Below are 17,139 nucleotides of genomic sequence, written 5' to 3'. Positions count from 1 at the left end.
ATATAAAATTTTGAGTGAAGTAAGAATGCGTAAGGTTAAGCGAATCGGATCCCACTTTGTCATGCATTTATAGTCTTTGCTTACGCGTCAGATTAATACGCTTTAGGGCGTAAATCGGAAGCAAAAAAAAAGACCCTAGTAACACTAGAGCCTTTGCTGTTCATAAGATGTGCTATCTAATCACCATAACTATATGCTTATAGGAATGTATGCTTATAGAAATGTATTGTGCTTATAAGAAGTTGGCATCCGTTTTTTGTTGCTTAAAGTTTTCGATGTTCGCAAGCGTTGTTGAAGCAATGCTGCTCAATGCGTCTCTGGTTAAAAAGGCTTGGTGGCCGGTAAATAGCACGTTGTGACAAGAAGATAAACGACGGAACACATCATCGACAATAACGTCATTCGATTTATCGTGGAAAAACAGTTCTTTCTCACTTTCGTACACATCCAAGCCTAACGCACCGATACGTCCAGCTTTTAGTGCATCGATAGCAGCCATAGAATCGACAAGTTCACCACGACTGGTGTTGATGATCATGACGCCATCTTTCATTTTACCAAAGGCGGTTGCATCTAAAAGGTGGTAGTTTTCAGGTGTCATGGGACAGTGTAAAGAGATCACATCAGAATGTTGAATAAGAGTATCTAAATCGCAATACGTCGCACCCGCTTCAACCACAAAATCATTTGGGTATGGGTCGTAACAAAGGACGTTCATTCCTAAGCCTTTAAGGATACGAATAGTCGCACAACCGATTTTACCCGTTCCTATAATGCCCGCTGTGCGTCCAAAAAAGTTAAAGCCAACTAAGCCCTCAAGAGAGAAGTTTGCGTCGCGTGTACGCTGGTAGGCTTTGTGAAAGCGGCGGTTTAAGGTCATCATCAAGCCAACAGCGTGTTCAGCAATAGCTTCAGGAGAATAGCCTGGAACGCGCGCCACTTGAATACCTAGCTCTTTAGCTGCATCAAGATCAACGTTGTTAAAGCCTGCGCAACGCATAGCAATCATTTTAACGTCTCTTGCCACTAGCTGTTCTAAAACTGGTCGAGATAAGTCATCGTTCACAAACGCACAAACAACTTCACAGCCTTTTGCCATTTTAGCGGTCTGTTCGTTGAGTAAGAAATCATAAAAATGATACTGCACATCGTAGTCAGATTTTCCCTGCTCAAACGCGTCTTGGTCATATGACTTTGTACTAAAAAAGGCAATGTTGATCATCTTTGTTCCTTATAAATTAAGAGCGGTACTCTTTAATGTGTAAATCCGATTTGAATGGTTCAAATTTAACTCAAAAAGAGAGGTTTATCACGTTATCTTATTGAAGTTCGTGGCAGCATTGCATGATTAAATCTCTTAACCATTGGTGAGCTGAGTCGCTCTCTAACATGCTAGTCCATAACATTCGATAACTCACGGGCTTTAAGTCAAATGGTAAAGGCAATAATTGTAAAGCATATCGCTGAGCTAGCTGCTCAGCAAAAATAGATGTACATACCAGCATCATGTTTGAATGTTGCGCTAATAGAGCTGCGCTATGAAAATCAGGAACTTTAGCTTTTTCTTTTAACCTTTGTCCTTGATCTGCCGCTACCCTATCTAATAACCAAAACTCACTTTCTTCAACGTATATTCGTACTAAATCAGTTTGCAAAAATGACTCAATATTCCATTGCTCTTTAGGTATATGATTCTTCTTACCTACAAGACAGATATGCTGATCGCGATAAAGCTCTAAATTTGGCTGATCCTGCAGCCCAAAAATTGAATTTGAGGCTTGCGCCCGCAAGTCGGTGTCTTTTGCGGTAATCAGTAAGTCCAACTCCCCTTGATTCAACAAATTCACACTGTGCTTGGTTTTGGGCACTATGCTCAATTGCATACCCGGTGCACGCTTAGCCAGTAAAGGCATCAAACGTGGAATAATGACCGGAAACGCAGTTTCGCAAATACTTATTGTAAAATTACGCTCATCTTGGCTAGGTTCAAAGATTTCAGGCAATAGCATACTGTGCGAGTCTCGTAACCACTGACGTAGCGGCTGCTCTAATTTACTGGCTCGCACTGTGGGCGTTAATCCTCTTCCCGTTCTGATAAACAGAGGATCATTAAGCACTTCACCTAACTGCTCTCGAAGTCGCGTTAATTGCTTACTCACCGCTGACTGACTAAGATTTAGCCTAGTAGCAGCGCGACTTACACTGCCATCTTCAAGCAAGATCAACATTAGGCGCAATAGATTTAGGTCGATATGGTCTAGCTTCATGTAATATTCCATTAAGGAAAGTCTAAGATGACAATAATTCAATATTACTCATATCTCAAGATTGATAAGCTTTGCACCAACACCTAACCATGACAGCCCAAATGAACGCAAAACCCCCTATCTACTTATTTTTACTGCTTATCATAGTAAGCCCTATGGGGATTGATATTTATCTTCCCGCTTTTCCTCAAATAGCGGATAGCCTACAAACTCCATTGAGTAATATCCAAGTCACCATTACATTATTTCTTGCTGCTTTAGGGATTGGGCAGCTAATTGCGGGACCACTGGCGGATAGGTATGGCCGTAAGCCACTGATCATTGCAGGTTTAATGCTGTACATTGCCAGTTCAACTGTGGCGGCATTATCACAGCAAATAGAAATGCTATGGCTGACTCGTATATTTCAAGGTCTGGGCACTTGTGCGGTGTCGGTAAGCGTGATGTCTGGTGTAAGAGACAGTTATTCTAGTGAAAGAACCGCCTCTATTTATAGCTATATCAACGGCGTTATCTGCGTGATCCCTGCATTAGCACCTTTTGTTGGTGGATGGCTCAGCGAAACGTGGAACTGGCGAGCCACCTTTTATTTCATGACTGGCTATGCGTTATTAATTGGGATTATTTCTCTATGGCGCTTACCTGAAACACGACCAGAGAACACCGTATGCAGCGCGAAATTGATTCACTGGGCGCAATATAAGCCCATATTACACAACAGTATTTTTCAATTTAATAGTGGCCTTGTGATGCTTGCGATGGCGATCATCATCGCCTTTGTCAGTATTGCGCCAATCCGGTTAATGGTTGAGCTTAACTTAAACCCAACCTCTTTTTCTATTTGGTTTGGCAGCAACGCCATCATCAACATACTTGCTTCCTTTATTGCGCCCATCGCCATTAGAAAACTGGGCAAAACCAAAGCGCTGCAACTTGCTATCACCATGTGCAGTTGCGCCGCACTGCTGATTTTATTGCTCAGTCACATAGCTCACCCATTTGCTTTTATGGGGCCAATTTTTGTCGCGAGCACAGGTTTTTGTTTGATTTTAGGCATTTGTTGTAGTTCAGCATTAGCGCCATTTTCTAAGCGAGCTGGCACTGCTGCCTCATTATTAGGTTTTTTTCAAATGGCGGGCGCATCAGCATTGGTAGGGTTGGTCAATTTATTGCCAATGGCTTCACTACACATCATGGCTATCGTTATGGCGCTCCCTCTAGCATGGTTCATCTTTTATAAAAAAGACGTTACCTTAAAGGTTTACGATAAGTAACGTCTGTTTATAACAAGAGAGCTAAACCCATTAGGTTAGAAAAACACTCGCCCTCGCACGCCAACCACCAGCGCTGTATCTTCATTAGATAGCGCTGGATTATTGATAAATTGCACATCAGGGGTGAGCTGAAAATGGTCGCCAAACTGCATGTTGTAGTAAAGTTCGGCGGTCACTTGATTATCACTACTAGCAGCGGACGCTAAGAAATAATTTTCATTGATTTCGCTCCAGTTCACGGCAAAACCAAGGTTGTTTTTCGCGCCACCTAGCCCGAAATATCCAAAACCAGCACTGATCGATTTTTGATACAAAGCCACACCACCATCAGAAAAACCGCCACGTACGAATGGCATGATTTGAGGCGTTACAAAGGTGCTATACGAGAAGTTAATACCTTTACCGTCTTCGCCCTTAGCACCAAAAGGGTCAATGTTGTGGCGGTCTGTGGCATCCATATGCCATAAAGTCACATGAAAATTCTCAGTAAAGATCTGCTGTTGTGATGCCGTCCACCCTAGCTCTAAGGTAGTGAAATAGTCACCATCTCCGACAGTGTTGAAACCCTCAAAAATATCACCAGAATCACCTTTAGCATCCGCAATACCCGCAACCACATAAAAGCTGTCGCCAATCATATGACCTGCAGACAATGCCAAAATACCATCATCGGGCAAGCCCATAGCACCAGAGCCCGTAGAAAAAGCTAAGTTTGAAAACCCGGTCCAAGGACTTGCTAATGCATAAGTATCAACGTAGTTGGTCACATCTTGCCAACCAATCTGGATAGTACCTCGGCCACCATTGATCTTTTGCTTCCAGTTAAGATCCGTTACCCGAAACCCTTGATCACTAAATGCGGGTGACATCAACCCCATATATCCCAAGGTATCAGGATTTAAAGGATTACCCGTAATCCCGGAAAAATCCTTAGGAGCATAATCTGAATAAGCATGCCGATGTTCAATCTTCCAAATTAAGCTACCAGTATTGCCAGACTCACGACCCACTAGGCTCCATTGACCATACAAACGAGCGACACCTGAAGAAGCGGTCACATCATCACCAGTAGCCCCATTGCTACTTGCCAAGCCTTTAGCAAAATAATCCGCACCAAAGGTAAAGCCGTGTGCAGACAACTCTTCTCGCCAGTGCTTTTGCTCGCCCTTTTGCGCGGCAATCGTGTTCTCTACAGAATCTGGGCCTTCAAAATTTGCGCTTTCAGCAAAAGCCGTTGCTGATGCAAGTACCGTTACAATTGCTAAGCAAGGTTTAGAAAGTCTAGAAGTCAAAGCCATGTCACACCCTTAGTATCTTTATGATTTAATTATAGTTTAGCCTTAATAATAAGACTGCGACGCCCTTTATGCGTCACTCATTAAATGATTTAGTTCATTTGATACAGTTCTACTTCCTGCGCTGACATCTGGTACACAGTCTCAACATTGCTTGCGCCATCGCTGTAATTCACATCAGCGGCTGTAGCTTCATTAAATAGTTCACCTTCAACCCATACTGGCGTTTGCAAACTCACCAGTTCAATGCCTGCTGGATATTCAACGAATACAATCTGATTAGGTGGTGGCGGTGGCGTATGAATGCATGCGCCTGCTGTAGGAACTAGAAAAAACTTAGTCACCTTATTACCGTCAATTTCAACAGGAGTAATAAACCCAGGTATACGATGAGGTTTATTAAGCACACCTTGATTCGGTAAGGTGGCAAGCTTCGTGCGCTGCTGCATGATCTTTTCTCGCTGAACAAATAGCGCGTCTACATCAATGTTAGATTTAGCGAAGTTTTCTTCAAGTTGCGCCATTTCTTTTTGAGAAGCTTCAGACGGTTTGAACCCTTCGACTTTTTGCGCATCGCGATAGCGAGCAATGGTGCCTAGATCATAAAGTTGGTTTGAATCTAGCGCTGCAAACGGGTCTTCTACTGTGTCCACTTGAGGAAGCAAGTCTTGCCAAAATGTAGGTTCCATCTCCTCGGCAACACCATTTAATGAGAACAACAATGCACTTCCAAGTAGGATTCGTTTTAACAATTTCATTTACAAACACCTCAAAAAGAAGGCAGAGCTCTAAACCCTGCCTTGTTACTTAACAAAGTTACTTAACAAAGTTACTTAACAACGTTTCTAATCAGCTAATAGGAACGGGATTGATTACAGCTTGTTGCGATAGATTTTGCCGTCTTTCATTACAAGCTTGATAGTTTCAATCTCTTTGTACTCAGGGTCCGCATCAAACCATTTTTCGGTTGCACCAATCACTGACATATCTTCCAATGGGTTACCATCCACAAGAATCATGTCAGCAATAGCGCCTTTTTCAATCACACCCAGTTTACCTTGCGTTGTTCCGCGAGGGCCCGACATTGCAAGCATTTCACCCGCAATAGAGGTCATTTGTTTTAGTACTTCATAGTTGCTGCCAAATGCCTGTGTACGCCAGTAAATCTCATAACGACGTGCACGCTCAGCATCTGAATTCACGCCAACATAATCAGAGGCAAAGACTACTTTTACATTGTTTTTAAGCAGGCGTTGACCATAGTCACCGTACGCCTCTTGAAGTTTCGCCACCATAGGTAGTTTATCGGCTGGCATCAGAGGGTTCTTCGCCAAATCTGGCGATAATCCCCACATTTGTGGCACTACGTACCCACCCTCTTTCGCAATACGCTTCATCGTATCGTCGTTAATAAAGAAGCCGTGCTCGAAGGTTTTAACACCACAATCAAGCAAGCGATTCACTGAACGATCATTAAATGTATGTGCGGCAACATAGGTATTCCAATCTTTAGCAGCCTCAACAATGGCACAGGTTTCTTCGACGGAATATTGCACCGTATCAATTGGGTCAAAACGAGATGAACCACCACCACCTGCCATGATTTTGATTTGAGTGGCGCCGTTTCGTAAGTTAGTACGCGTTGCTTTTTGTACTTCAGGAATACCATCAGCTACCGCGCCAATGCCCATACGCTCAAAGTTAGATAAGTCGCCTGCTGTATTTGGAGAAAAACCTGCGTCATTGCGGTCTCGGAAATCACCATGCCCTGAGGTTTGTGAGATAAATGCGCCTGACGGGTAAAGGCGCGGCCCTTCCACATTCCCTGCTTCAATTTCGCGAGCTAAACCAAACGCTGGGCCGCCCATATCACGCACTGTGGTAAAGCCATCTTGCAAATAACGCTCAGCGACCGTAACCGAGTTAATTGAGATATCCGTAAGGTCTTTGTTCTTCTCAATTTGGTCAAAGTGGTAGTTAATCATGATGTGCGCGTGGCCATCAATCAAACCTGGCATTAGCGTTTTACCCTCACCATCAATCACCGTCGCATCTTCTGCTGTGATTTCTTTAGCTGAAATCTGTTCAATTTTATTATCAACAACCATTACATAATGGTCTTCATACAGCTTGTCTTCTGTACCGTTGAAAACATCGACGTTCTTAAAAATAGTCGTTGCTGCCGAAGCTGAAAATGCGAAAGAACATGAAATTGCAACTGCTGAAAGTTTTAAAACGTTTTTCATTTGTGGTTTCCTAGAAAGCGTCTAACTTAATATCCATCGTGGTTCGTCAGGTCTAATGACGGTATATCCATCTATCAATGAAGCTATTGTGCAGGTCTGTGTTTATTCCCTACTGTTACATCACCTTAACGATTAGAATTTGTTAATTAACTTCTGTAACACTCAACAACTTAAAATGGATATTAAGGACTTTGCGCTTTCAATAATTGCCATTTGATGACACAGGAAAATGAGCGCTTTATTCTCGCCCTTTAGTAAGAGACTTTCTAAACGCGCTAGGCGTTAGGTTATAGCGACGCTTAAAGGCGCGCGTAAAGTGAGCGGCATCGGAGTAACCAAACTTATTGGCAATAGTGGTTAAGGATTCTTGGGGCTCTGTTATTGCATCGACAATGAGTTCAAAAGTCATATCTTCAATCAGTTCTTTGTATACCAAGCCTTCTTTTGCTAATCGGCGCTGCAAGGTTCTAACGTTCATCCTTAATATCTCTGCTGCCACCTTGACGGGCAGTTTTCCCATAGACAAGTAAGGTGAAATTGCTAAGCGAAAGGTATCCATAAAAGTTGGCTTATTGAACAAGATAGGCTTAATAGGATTTGGGTTAGATGACTCCCCATAAAAGTGCAGCCGGCGCTCCATTACAGATTCAGGGATCTTAATAGCGGTGGCTGTGCGCTGATAGATAAAGGTGACATTATGCAAAGTGGGCAAACTATTATAAAGATCACTATGTTCACTCACCAAAGCAATCTGCTCCGGCTTCCACGTTGTCTGAGTGATTGCACGAATGAACTCCACCATAAATAAAACAGAAAACACTTCAGCATCTTGATACCAAGACTCTTTGTGCCCCAGCTTTTCTCTAACTAACCACCATGAACCAGCAACAAACGTTGGATATACCTTTGCATTTGGCGATGAGAGTTGCACAAGCTCTGTCAATTCGTGGCAGGCGTCTAAAACAGATTCATGTTCAGAAAGTTGCGACACAAAGGTAGGCATATAACTATTGCGGATCCCTTCCCAAAAGATGATTCCCAACTCATCCTTTGTGTAGTGTGAACCTAAGACTTCAAGCGCATTGAGCACTGCACTTTCTGGTAAGCAATCGTAGTTGTTGGCGCTATTAATGTCATTGGGGATGGTTGCTTGACGAAGAAGCTGATAAGCATCTGCATCGATTTGCATCAAAAGATCGACGAAAAACTTAACGTCTTCTAGTCGAACAAGATTGATATGCTGCTCTGGCGAAGTCATTCCCTTTCCTAAGTAAATCCAATCACTAGTATGAGGATGGCAAATTCAACTAAGAATTCAAATACCTAAGTGGCGATTCTTTGAATGTTCCCATTAATTAAGCCTGTCGAGATCTCGACAGTATTGATCGCTTTTCATTCAAAAAACACTCTAGCCGATTACAAAAACGGCAAACAGTTCACAAAGCGAGGATTTGTGCTTGAACCCAACCGCGCTTATCGCTAACATCAGTCTGGTTCAAGAAGATGGGTCCGTAGCTCAGTTGGTTAGAGTACTACCTTGACATGGTAGGGGTCGGCGATTCGAATTCGCCCGGACCCACCATCCTCTTGCATTGACATGCAAATTGAACAACAAAATTTGGGTCCGTAGCTCAGTTGGTTAGAGTACCGCCTTGACATGGCGGGGGTCGGCGATTCGAGTTCGCCCGGACCCACCATCTACTGTTGCATATTAATGCACTATTGAACAATTTGGATCCGTAGCTCAGTTGGTTAGAGTACTGCCTTGACATGGCAGGGGTCGGCGATTCGAGTTCGCCCGGATCCACCAAATTCAACAATAAAGCCAAGCACTTAGCTTGGCTTTATTGTTTTCATAAAAAATAACCTGACTGAAAGTATTGATTTAATCATTCAGTTGATGATTTTTAATCTATGTATATTTATGCGTATCTACTTTTTTTTCGAAAAACGATAATTTGTTAAATATATGATTGTGTCCATCTTGTGTCCAAAATTGTGACCATTTTCCTTTATTTTTATCACTCGTTTATCACTCGCCTACCTACTACTCAAGTCTTTACAATGTAACTATAGATTCCTTGCTTACTGAAAAATCCCCCAGAACTATTTTCATTTTTTTTAACTTGTGATTAAACAAATCTCAGCCATCAAAATTTGAACTATCATCCTCACTCCAATCACTTTGATTAACAAACTCAATACAACGAGATGAATATCAAAGTACAAAAAACACATAGATACTCAAAAAAATACCGCACTCAAACCAGTCAAAGTGCGGTACGCCATTATTTGATAATGTCTATATACAGTTCACATTCATAACTCTCTTTGATTAAGATAACAGAGCCGTTTATATGTTGAACTTATCCTAGATTGCATCGCCCACAATAGCCAAGTAGGACTCCCTGATTTATGGTTATCTTTGCAAATATGTAGGGCTTTTAGAATCCCGAGAGCAACTGATTTAATAAACTCATGCTCCTTCGGATAAGTGTCAGGCCAAAGCTCCATTCGTTCTTGAATTAATTCATAAACCTCATCATAAAGCCAATTTATCTCATCATGCGTCAGAAAAACAAAGTCTTCCGTTTGCAATATGTCACAACAAAGGCTAGTACAATGTACGGCTAGCGAAGAGTACTTCATAGCTCACCTCCCTCGTCGCTATTGGTTTTTAATAGTTTCTCAAAAGCACTACCATCTTGACGGGTAAGGTTAGGTACGAACCGACTGTATATTTCAAATAACATTTTTGTCGTAGAGTGCCCCATCTGACGAGCAATCCACTCAGGAGCTTCACCCGCAGCTAGCCATAAAGTCGCCGTTGTATGACGAGTTTCATATGGACGACGATAGTCAATGTCCATAGCTTTCAGTGCCGGTTTCCAAATTCGCTCGCGTACATTCTTTTTATCCAGAGGGTTTCCCACTGTATTACAAAAAACAAACTGACACTCACCAGTAACATTTTGCTGAGAACATAAAGCTTCAAATACGATTGAAGACATTTGAATATCTCTATTAGAGCCAATCGTTTTGGTCGTATCCATCCTCCCATGAACAAATGTTTCACGGATTGAGATTATGCGTCTATCAAAATCGACATACTTCCATTTCAAGCCATCTATCTCTGAAGTTCTCATCCCAGTAAAAAATCTGACTTTGTAGTAATCAACAAACTCTGGTCTTACTACACTAAGAAACCTACCTACTTCATCTAAGCTAAATGGATGAACATCGCGCTTTTCAACCCGTAACTGTTTAATATTCTGAAATTGAGCTTTAAATTCATAACGGTCGGCTGCTTCATTCAATATCATTCTTAATGGCGTCATAACATGGTTAATAAAGTCTGCAGATAGTCTTTTGCCATTAGCTCGTGGTTTTACTAATGAGGCTCGATATTTCAAAATATCGGGTCTGGTTATTTTATCTACCGATACATCACCAAAATATGGGATTAAATAAGATCCGAGGTATAAGCGTATACTTTCTTTGTAACTCTCTTTCCAGCGTACCTCGTTTTCTTCGTACCATTCTTTTGCAAAGTCATCAAAGCGGATTGTAGCAATACCCTGCAATTCATTCGAAGCAAGTTCATACTTACCAAGAATTTCAGCTTTATGCTGTTTTGCAATAGCATCTATTTTCACAAACTTATTCACTTTTTGTGAGCAAGGGAAGCATTCACTATAAACAAAACAACCTAAACGAATATCTGCGTCAATTTGATTAAGTAATTTTTGAAGTTTGCGACGATTTGCTTGAGTGTCAGATAGCATTGTTTGCTCTCTACACCTAATCCCTTGATAACGAAAATCGATGAATAGCTTACCACTTCGTACATTAACACTACCCATTACACACTCTCCCACCCGCCATTGGGATGTAAGAAGCATTTCTACAAGCTGATTGATATAAATCGAGCTCGATCTCTTCCCAAATGTATAAAATTTTCCTACCATTAAAAGGTCGGATGTAATGCTTACCTTCGATAAAAATGGAATCTCGTAGAGAAGAGTTAATGTAGTTGGCGCTAAATTTTATTCTCTCTGCGAGTTCTTTGCTTGTTAATAAAGTTTGATCCATATGACCTCCTTTTTTGTCTTCACAAGACAAATAATAGGAGTCAAAATAGTTCTTATCAAGACGGTTTTTATATCAGTAAAGAATAATAATTTGATTAGATATAAGATAAAGGAATTAATAGAGGCAAAACCTCTATACAACGGAAGAAAAGTCACTTTGAGCTTTCTTGCTGAGCATGTCGGAGTTCAAAGTTCTGCTATGTCTAAAATTGCCAATAATAAAGGGTACAATACAAGCATGACTACAATTGAAGCCATTTGTAAATTCTTCGATTGTAAAATTGAGGATGTGGTTGAGTATATTCCTAATTGATAACCTTCTGACGTCAAGTCATAAAAAAATGACTTCTTTTGGTTGTTCTATCATTAATAATGCTGTTGCATTTCTTACTCTTTTGCCCAACAGATGTAGCTTGTCTAATGCATCTCCCCTAAGGAAACTATGAAATGAGTATGTACTTGTATCAAACGGATAGAACTAAAATATTAAGACAAGGTAATACCATCACAATAAAAATGGACGTCACTCGAAATGCTATAAGTAGCTCCACTTTTTGCACCATCAGAGTGAATACAGATTTTGTCATAAAGCTCAGTAACTAAAGCGCCCTTTATCTTGCTATGAAAGTTACTCCGAGAAGTTTGGATTACATCTTTACCAACCCCTTTATTTACAAGTTGTCCCTGCTTCCAACATCCTTCATCCTCTAAGCCTAAGCTCTGGTAAGTACGAACATCAGCTTTAAGCACCTGCAGTATGTCTAGATATTGCGCTGCATATTCAAGGTTTTCTTCAAAGTACCTATCTGTTGTCAATTTGCGCCCACTTTGAGCAAGTATGAACAGATAAACTGCAAGCTGTTTAGCCGTCAACTTAATGGTTACACCAGCAACTTCAATCGAGCGCTCCTTGGTAAATATGGATACCTTGGTTTCTGTGCTGGCTGCGCTGTTCAGCGCTGATACAGTTTTAGAAAAAGAGTAGTTTTCAAACTGATTGAAGATGCACGGATCTACTTGTTTTCGCATCCTTACAAAAGGGATCTCAGCCAAAGTTACTTTCGCATCTCTCGTGTTAATGACCTTTTTCTTGTCCCGGCCAACAATATGTTTGTCATAAGGTGTTGGATAGAAAAAATCTTCAACAAATTCAAAATCATCATCAACAAACACATGGCTAAGTACATCCTGCTCGCGACCATACAACGACATGGCATAGCCCATATAGAAAGCCATTGTTTTTCGTCCACCAGCGATAGAAGCATGGATAGATACAGAATCATCAGACGTTAAGTCTGCCATTTTCTGGGTGATGAAATCCGCCATAATAGATTGTTCATCCTCCCCTTTTGCGTCCGATAACGCATTACCTTGCTCATCTGTGATTAACCAAATATTTTGTTCATCAAACTTTATGTTCGGTAAGGAGTAATCTTTTAGCAGTGATTGCCAATACCCTTGCTCAAACAAACCTTCAACTAATACTTGCTTTGAGTTTTCTGTTGTTATTACGAATACCTCCTCAGGCATCGTTTTTCCCTGATAGTATAAAGCGTATATGGTTTCAGTCAGTACTTGTGGGCTTGCACCAGTAACAGCAACTAGAATATTTTTCACTATTTTCTCTTATAAATTAGTTAATTGCGTAGCTATGATCTCACATATCTGGTTGGCTAAAAGTAACGATCAGCTCTTGAGTAAGGGATACTGCCAGACTGGGATCTGGTCATTATCTATCTCACCCAGTAGTTGATGACCTCCCAGTATGACGTGGTTCAATCCTAGGTAGTTCCATCCCGCATAGTAAAGCTTAGGGTATTTATGTGATTGGTAGCAAACTCCTAAGCGTTCGTTACAGAGCAATAGCTCCATGACATGCGACTCCTGTACAAACGGGCTTTTTCCGGTAATTAGCAGCAGAGTTGCGGACTCATACTTGTACAGTTTACCTTGTTGACATTCAGGACTAGGGTCACTCAACACAACTACTATCTGTGTGTACTCAACTAAAAAAACTTGGTTTACTCATCACTTACTCCCGTAATACTTATAGTATTCGCTCCAAAATCACCTGTTAGGTACATCCGCAATGCATATAACAGATCAGGTGTGTTGAGGAACATTTCCGGCTTTTCAATTTGAAGGCTGATTCGGGACTTTAGCTCAATGTCACTATCAAATACTATTCTAGAAATATCATCTACCAAGGTCACATATTTTTTGGTCAAATCATTATCTGGAGCGAAAACCATTTTGAACTCTTCATCCTCAATCCCTCGGCTTCTAAGGAGAGCAAGAAGAAGCTCCAAATGCTTACAGAGAGTCGCTACCTGATATCCTTTTCCATCATTAACAACCTTCTGAAAGTCGAACTCAAGGCAACCATATAAGTTATCGGATAAAGCTTCGAGATCCTCTTTAGTCAATTTGTTGATCAATGTTTTGGAACGCCAAAGGGCTATCGACAAAACCTCCATGGTAATGGATCTGGTTAGGCCCTCATTATCAATGGGGTTGATAGCATTCTCCAATAGCTCTTGTTGGTATGGCAGTTCGGCATTACCGATGGCGAAAGCAATGTTCTTGTGGTACCTCCGCAAAAGATTTTTATCATTCACAGCTTCAAGAAGTCGGGAACCAACAACCTCTGGGGCATCCTTATGTTGGCAACACAGAAAGAAGAACAGCTCCTCTTTTAAAGAGTCCGGCATATTTTCTGACTCAATTATTGATATAATTTTTTGAGTACCTTCGAATATCGTGTCTCTAAAACTATCAGGCACATCTGACTCTGAAAGGGAGTGGTCATGATTCCAGATGGTTAATGCTGGAAATCGGAGACTTTTAGATAAGAAGCAGCTCTTTGGACTATCTGTACCGATTGTCACATCTTCTGCTGATGATTTTCCTTTCGTATCTTTTACTTTATAAAATGAGAGTAATTCACCACGTTGTGGCAAATCTTGATCCTTTCTCAGATGCAACGAGGTCTTGTGAACAAACACATCATCAATAAAGCAGAAAACATTACCTTTTCCTTTGTCTATCCACTTAGGTATCAATCCGGAAACACGGCCATTGTGTGAGATATCAGAGATTTTTTCGATGTCTCTTTTGACCCAGTCCAAAAGGTCAGAGAAGTTTTTGCCATCCTCTTTAGGAAACTCCTGAAAATCTAACCAGCTTTTACGGGCTGGAAAATCTGGAACCGGCAAGTTATCAAGATCGGCTGCCCCACACTCTGATACTGAGCGCCATTCAACCCGAATGGATTTAAAACCGGGTTCCGCTGAATCTAACGGAATGAATTTTAATTCGTATGGATCATCTGCTCCATAGGTGTAGGTCATCTTCAGCTTGCAGGCCGTGGCCGCTTTCAAAGGGAATGCTGGCGACTTCAGGTATGCAATAAACTGCATTTCTTTATTACCTTCTCCCTGTTGCAGAGGAAAACTGTAATGCGTTTGTCCGGCTGGAAGAGTAAATGACTCTTCTACTGGTATATTCACAGTTCTGCCACGTTGCGGTGTTACTGTCGCATCTTTTACCAAATAGAAATTTTCAAAATGGCCATCACGTACAACTCTGATCGACAGCTTTGGAAGATGATCACGCCAAAGGGCAATGTCATCAACTTCCTCTTGCCATCTGTTTAAATTCTGGCAGCCTTTAATTGTCGACCATGCAGACCCCAGCCACTTGTAATCCATTCGCACATCAGGTTTCCTGATTGTATCCTCAAGAGGCAGGATAAAAACACCAACTCCCCGACAATCCCTGTTTGTAGAATTCAAGTAGTCACTGATAGCGTCGTTTGAAAATAGATTGAGATCTAAATCCTGAGTCAAAACATCCCGAATAGAACCCGATAAGTGATACCAGTGCTCATTGGTCACAAAGGATACATTCCCGGAGTCATTGGTTAAACCATCAAAGCCGAACAAATGGAGGAGCTCTTCAGATGTCTGGCAGGTATTACGATCAAGATTGCGAGCCATAGCAATATGAATGCTTCTGTTTGGCACATTAATCGTAGGATGTCTTTCCCAGCTGATGCCTTGTGTCTCAGGCAATTTTTCGTCCAGCTCTTTTTGGTATATTGCCTGAACTGGGGTTATTGAAATGCCGCCGTCAAATGAATCAACTACCAGCACAAAATCATTCTCTCGGACTTTGTCCTGTAGAAATTGCTTCGATGATTGCCATGCAAAGATAGCAGCTATGCTGTGGGGAATAGGTGTAGACTCATTAAAGTAAAAATTGACGCTTTTTCTTATTCCCTCCAGAGCGAAGTCATTGCCCCAATCAGGGACAAGATAGGTCAACTTGTCTACCTTAATATAATCACTCAACTTTTTTGTAAAAAACATCGATGCACTAATTTTGAAGGCATCGGACAGTGTTGAGCTATATGAAAATAGACTCAGCATGCTTATAGTTTGAATGTCGGATCGCAGAACTATTGCCGTTGCACTGCCACAATCAATAATTTGTTTCGTGCCGTCCTCATGTATCCAAACTTGCTGAAGCAACCTGAACGGTAGATGTACCTGAGAACCAGTATTATTCGTGAATGCGGGACGGATAGAACACAGATCCACCACAGAGCTATCCATCCGTATTGAGCCACTTTGATTATTAGTCGGTGCAGAGTATTCAAACGGGGCATCTTCGATTAATGACAGTATCGCCTTCGGTATCCCTTTGAGAGATGCTACCTCTATTTTTATTTTCTTTTGTGCGCCCTGAGTTTGCTCAATAACAAGATTCCCAGAAACGATCTGTAATAAGTACTTATCCTCACAGACTTGTATCTTCCATTTATCACCCGTCAAATTGAAATCGACAGGGATGATTTCTGCTGGAAGAGTTATGTCGTCAGCACATTCGCCCTGTCGGTTACTGCCGATAGTAAAAGAAAGTTCATCTCCAATAGATAATGAATCGAACGCTAATTTTTTTGAAAAATTGCTTTTATGAAAAAATAAATCGCCGCCACTTTCTCGTGTTACAAAGCCAAATTTTTTTTCCAGGTTTATGGTTTTTATCTTGCCTTTAAGCTTGGAGTCGCACGCAGAAAACAAAAATCCTCGGACAGGTAATTCTGGAGCTATAGAAAAACTGTCATAATCAAGACTGACCGGTTGCTGAACTATCCGGAAGCGACCACTATGGCTAAGCATGGAAAGGGTACTCCAATAAAGAACGCTGAGGACATCCCTATTGACTCTTTTGCTATCCTCTATGATCTGCTCATCGATAGCTTGAAGCCAGAGCCATCCATCCCAGACCTTCCGATAACGCTTATTCTGTAGAAGCGTGTTGTTGGGCGGAAGATTGCCCCAATTGCCAATTTCAGTGGCATCTTCAGTTCTAAGCCAGCGTTGAAGGGAAACAAGCAGTTCCTCGCAGGTCTCTTCTGTCGTTGCAGACAAAGCAATCTGTCTTTCAATCAGAATACGCTCCAGCCGAGATAGAAAAGCTCTTAATAGTCGGTTTTCTGCTGTATCAACACTCGATCTCCTTCTGACAGCCTTCATATAAGGTTTACCGGAAAGCTTCTCTCGGAGTGTTCTTCCCGGCCGACGGCTGAGCCATTGAACACTGTTGCTGTCAACCTCTCTTGCTGCATATATAGGCAGCATTGCATGCTCTCGTAATATTTTATCCTGAGTATGCTCCATGATTGCCAGTACAGCTTCTTTTGTGTGCGACACAATACGATATAAGCGCTCCTTAACCTCTCTATCTGGCTGTGTATCCTGCATCAACGTCGCCTCTGCCCCTAAAAATTCCATGATGCTCGTATGCTGAGCATAGCCAGAGATAGGATCAAAGTTCGTCATATCAGTAAGCCAGTTGCGTGCTAGTAGCATCAAAGCGGCCTTGGATTTAGTTTCATCATGACTCTTCAATGCTTTGTAAAAAGACTCGATAGAGTCAATCTTTAAGGACCCCCCCATAAC

At 41.5% G+C, this 17,139-nt stretch carries 11 protein-coding genes and 3 tRNA genes; 5 read left to right on the top strand and 9 right to left on the bottom strand.

The window, feature by feature from the left end; translation table 11 throughout:
• Positions 1–232 precede the first annotated feature (232 nt).
• Together QV280_RS06260 and QV280_RS06255 are read right to left on the bottom strand one after the other, a co-directional pair.
• Positions 233–1,222: a 2-hydroxyacid dehydrogenase gene (locus tag QV280_RS06260; protein WP_152820973.1), complete on the bottom strand. Its 990-nt coding sequence runs from the start codon at positions 1,220–1,222 to the stop codon at positions 233–235.
• A gap of 97 nt (positions 1,223–1,319) precedes the next feature.
• Complete coding sequence (locus QV280_RS06255; protein ID WP_152820975.1) at positions 1,320–2,267, bottom strand: LysR family transcriptional regulator; 948 nt, start codon at positions 2,265–2,267, stop codon at positions 1,320–1,322.
• 101 nt (positions 2,268–2,368) lie between these two features.
• Here QV280_RS06255 and QV280_RS06250 point away from each other — a divergent pair, with 101 nt between their 5' ends.
• The gene (locus tag QV280_RS06250) at positions 2,369–3,541 is read left to right on the top strand and encodes a multidrug effflux MFS transporter (protein WP_023403915.1); all 1,173 of its coding nucleotides are present in this window, start codon (positions 2,369–2,371) and stop codon (positions 3,539–3,541) included.
• 35 nt (positions 3,542–3,576) lie between these two features.
• Here the strand turns inward: QV280_RS06250 and QV280_RS06245 are convergent, their stop codons facing one another.
• From QV280_RS06245 to QV280_RS06230, 4 genes are all read right to left on the bottom strand, one after another.
• Positions 3,577–4,839: a carbohydrate porin gene (locus tag QV280_RS06245; RefSeq protein WP_152820977.1), complete on the bottom strand. Its 1,263-nt coding sequence runs from the start codon at positions 4,837–4,839 to the stop codon at positions 3,577–3,579.
• 89 nt (positions 4,840–4,928) lie between these two features.
• Entirely contained in the window at positions 4,929–5,594 is a 666-nt protein-coding gene (locus QV280_RS06240; protein ID WP_152820979.1) for a DUF3299 domain-containing protein, read from the bottom strand.
• Between the two features lie 114 nt (positions 5,595–5,708).
• On the bottom strand, positions 5,709–7,082 hold the full coding sequence (locus QV280_RS06235) for a metal-dependent hydrolase family protein (protein WP_152820981.1): 1,374 nt from the start codon (positions 7,080–7,082) through the stop codon (positions 5,709–5,711).
• Positions 7,083–7,320: 238 nt separating this feature from the next.
• Positions 7,321–8,340: a helix-turn-helix domain-containing protein gene (locus QV280_RS06230; RefSeq protein ID WP_152820983.1), complete on the bottom strand. Its 1,020-nt coding sequence runs from the start codon at positions 8,338–8,340 to the stop codon at positions 7,321–7,323.
• Positions 8,341–8,587: 247 nt separating this feature from the next.
• Between QV280_RS06230 and QV280_RS06225 the strand changes: the two genes are divergently transcribed.
• From QV280_RS06225 to QV280_RS06215, 3 genes are all read left to right on the top strand, one after another.
• Positions 8,588–8,664 (top strand) — tRNA-Val (locus QV280_RS06225).
• A gap of 38 nt (positions 8,665–8,702) precedes the next feature.
• Positions 8,703–8,779: transfer RNA gene (locus QV280_RS06220), tRNA-Val, on the top strand.
• A gap of 36 nt (positions 8,780–8,815) precedes the next feature.
• Positions 8,816–8,892, top strand: a tRNA-Val gene (locus QV280_RS06215).
• 835 nt (positions 8,893–9,727) lie between these two features.
• On the opposite strand, the gene QV280_RS06210 is transcribed toward QV280_RS06215, so the two are convergent.
• A complete protein-coding gene (locus QV280_RS06210) occupies positions 9,728–10,945 on the bottom strand; it encodes a site-specific integrase (protein WP_023403909.1) in 1,218 nt (405 codons plus the stop codon).
• 229 nt (positions 10,946–11,174) lie between these two features.
• On the opposite strand from QV280_RS06210, the gene QV280_RS06205 reads away from it, so the two are divergent.
• The gene (locus tag QV280_RS06205; protein ID WP_255209307.1) at positions 11,175–11,486 is read left to right on the top strand and encodes a helix-turn-helix domain-containing protein; all 312 of its coding nucleotides are present in this window, start codon (positions 11,175–11,177) and stop codon (positions 11,484–11,486) included.
• 173 nt (positions 11,487–11,659) lie between these two features.
• On the opposite strand, the gene csm6 is transcribed toward QV280_RS06205, so the two are convergent.
• Together csm6 and QV280_RS06195 are read right to left on the bottom strand one after the other, a co-directional pair.
• Positions 11,660–12,790 carry a CRISPR-associated ring nuclease Csm6 gene (gene csm6 / locus QV280_RS06200; protein ID WP_023403906.1) on the bottom strand — a complete coding sequence of 377 codons (1,131 nt, stop codon included), beginning with the start codon at positions 12,788–12,790 and terminating at the stop codon, positions 11,660–11,662.
• Positions 12,791–13,194: 404 nt separating this feature from the next.
• Complete coding sequence (locus QV280_RS06195) at positions 13,195–17,136, bottom strand: DUF2357 domain-containing protein (RefSeq protein ID WP_023403904.1); 3,942 nt, start codon at positions 17,134–17,136, stop codon at positions 13,195–13,197.
• Between the last annotated feature and the right edge of the window lie 3 nt (positions 17,137–17,139).

It is taken from the genome of Vibrio sp. B1Z05, from assembly GCF_052955985.1.
This window is presented reverse-complemented; position numbering and strand designations above follow the sequence as displayed.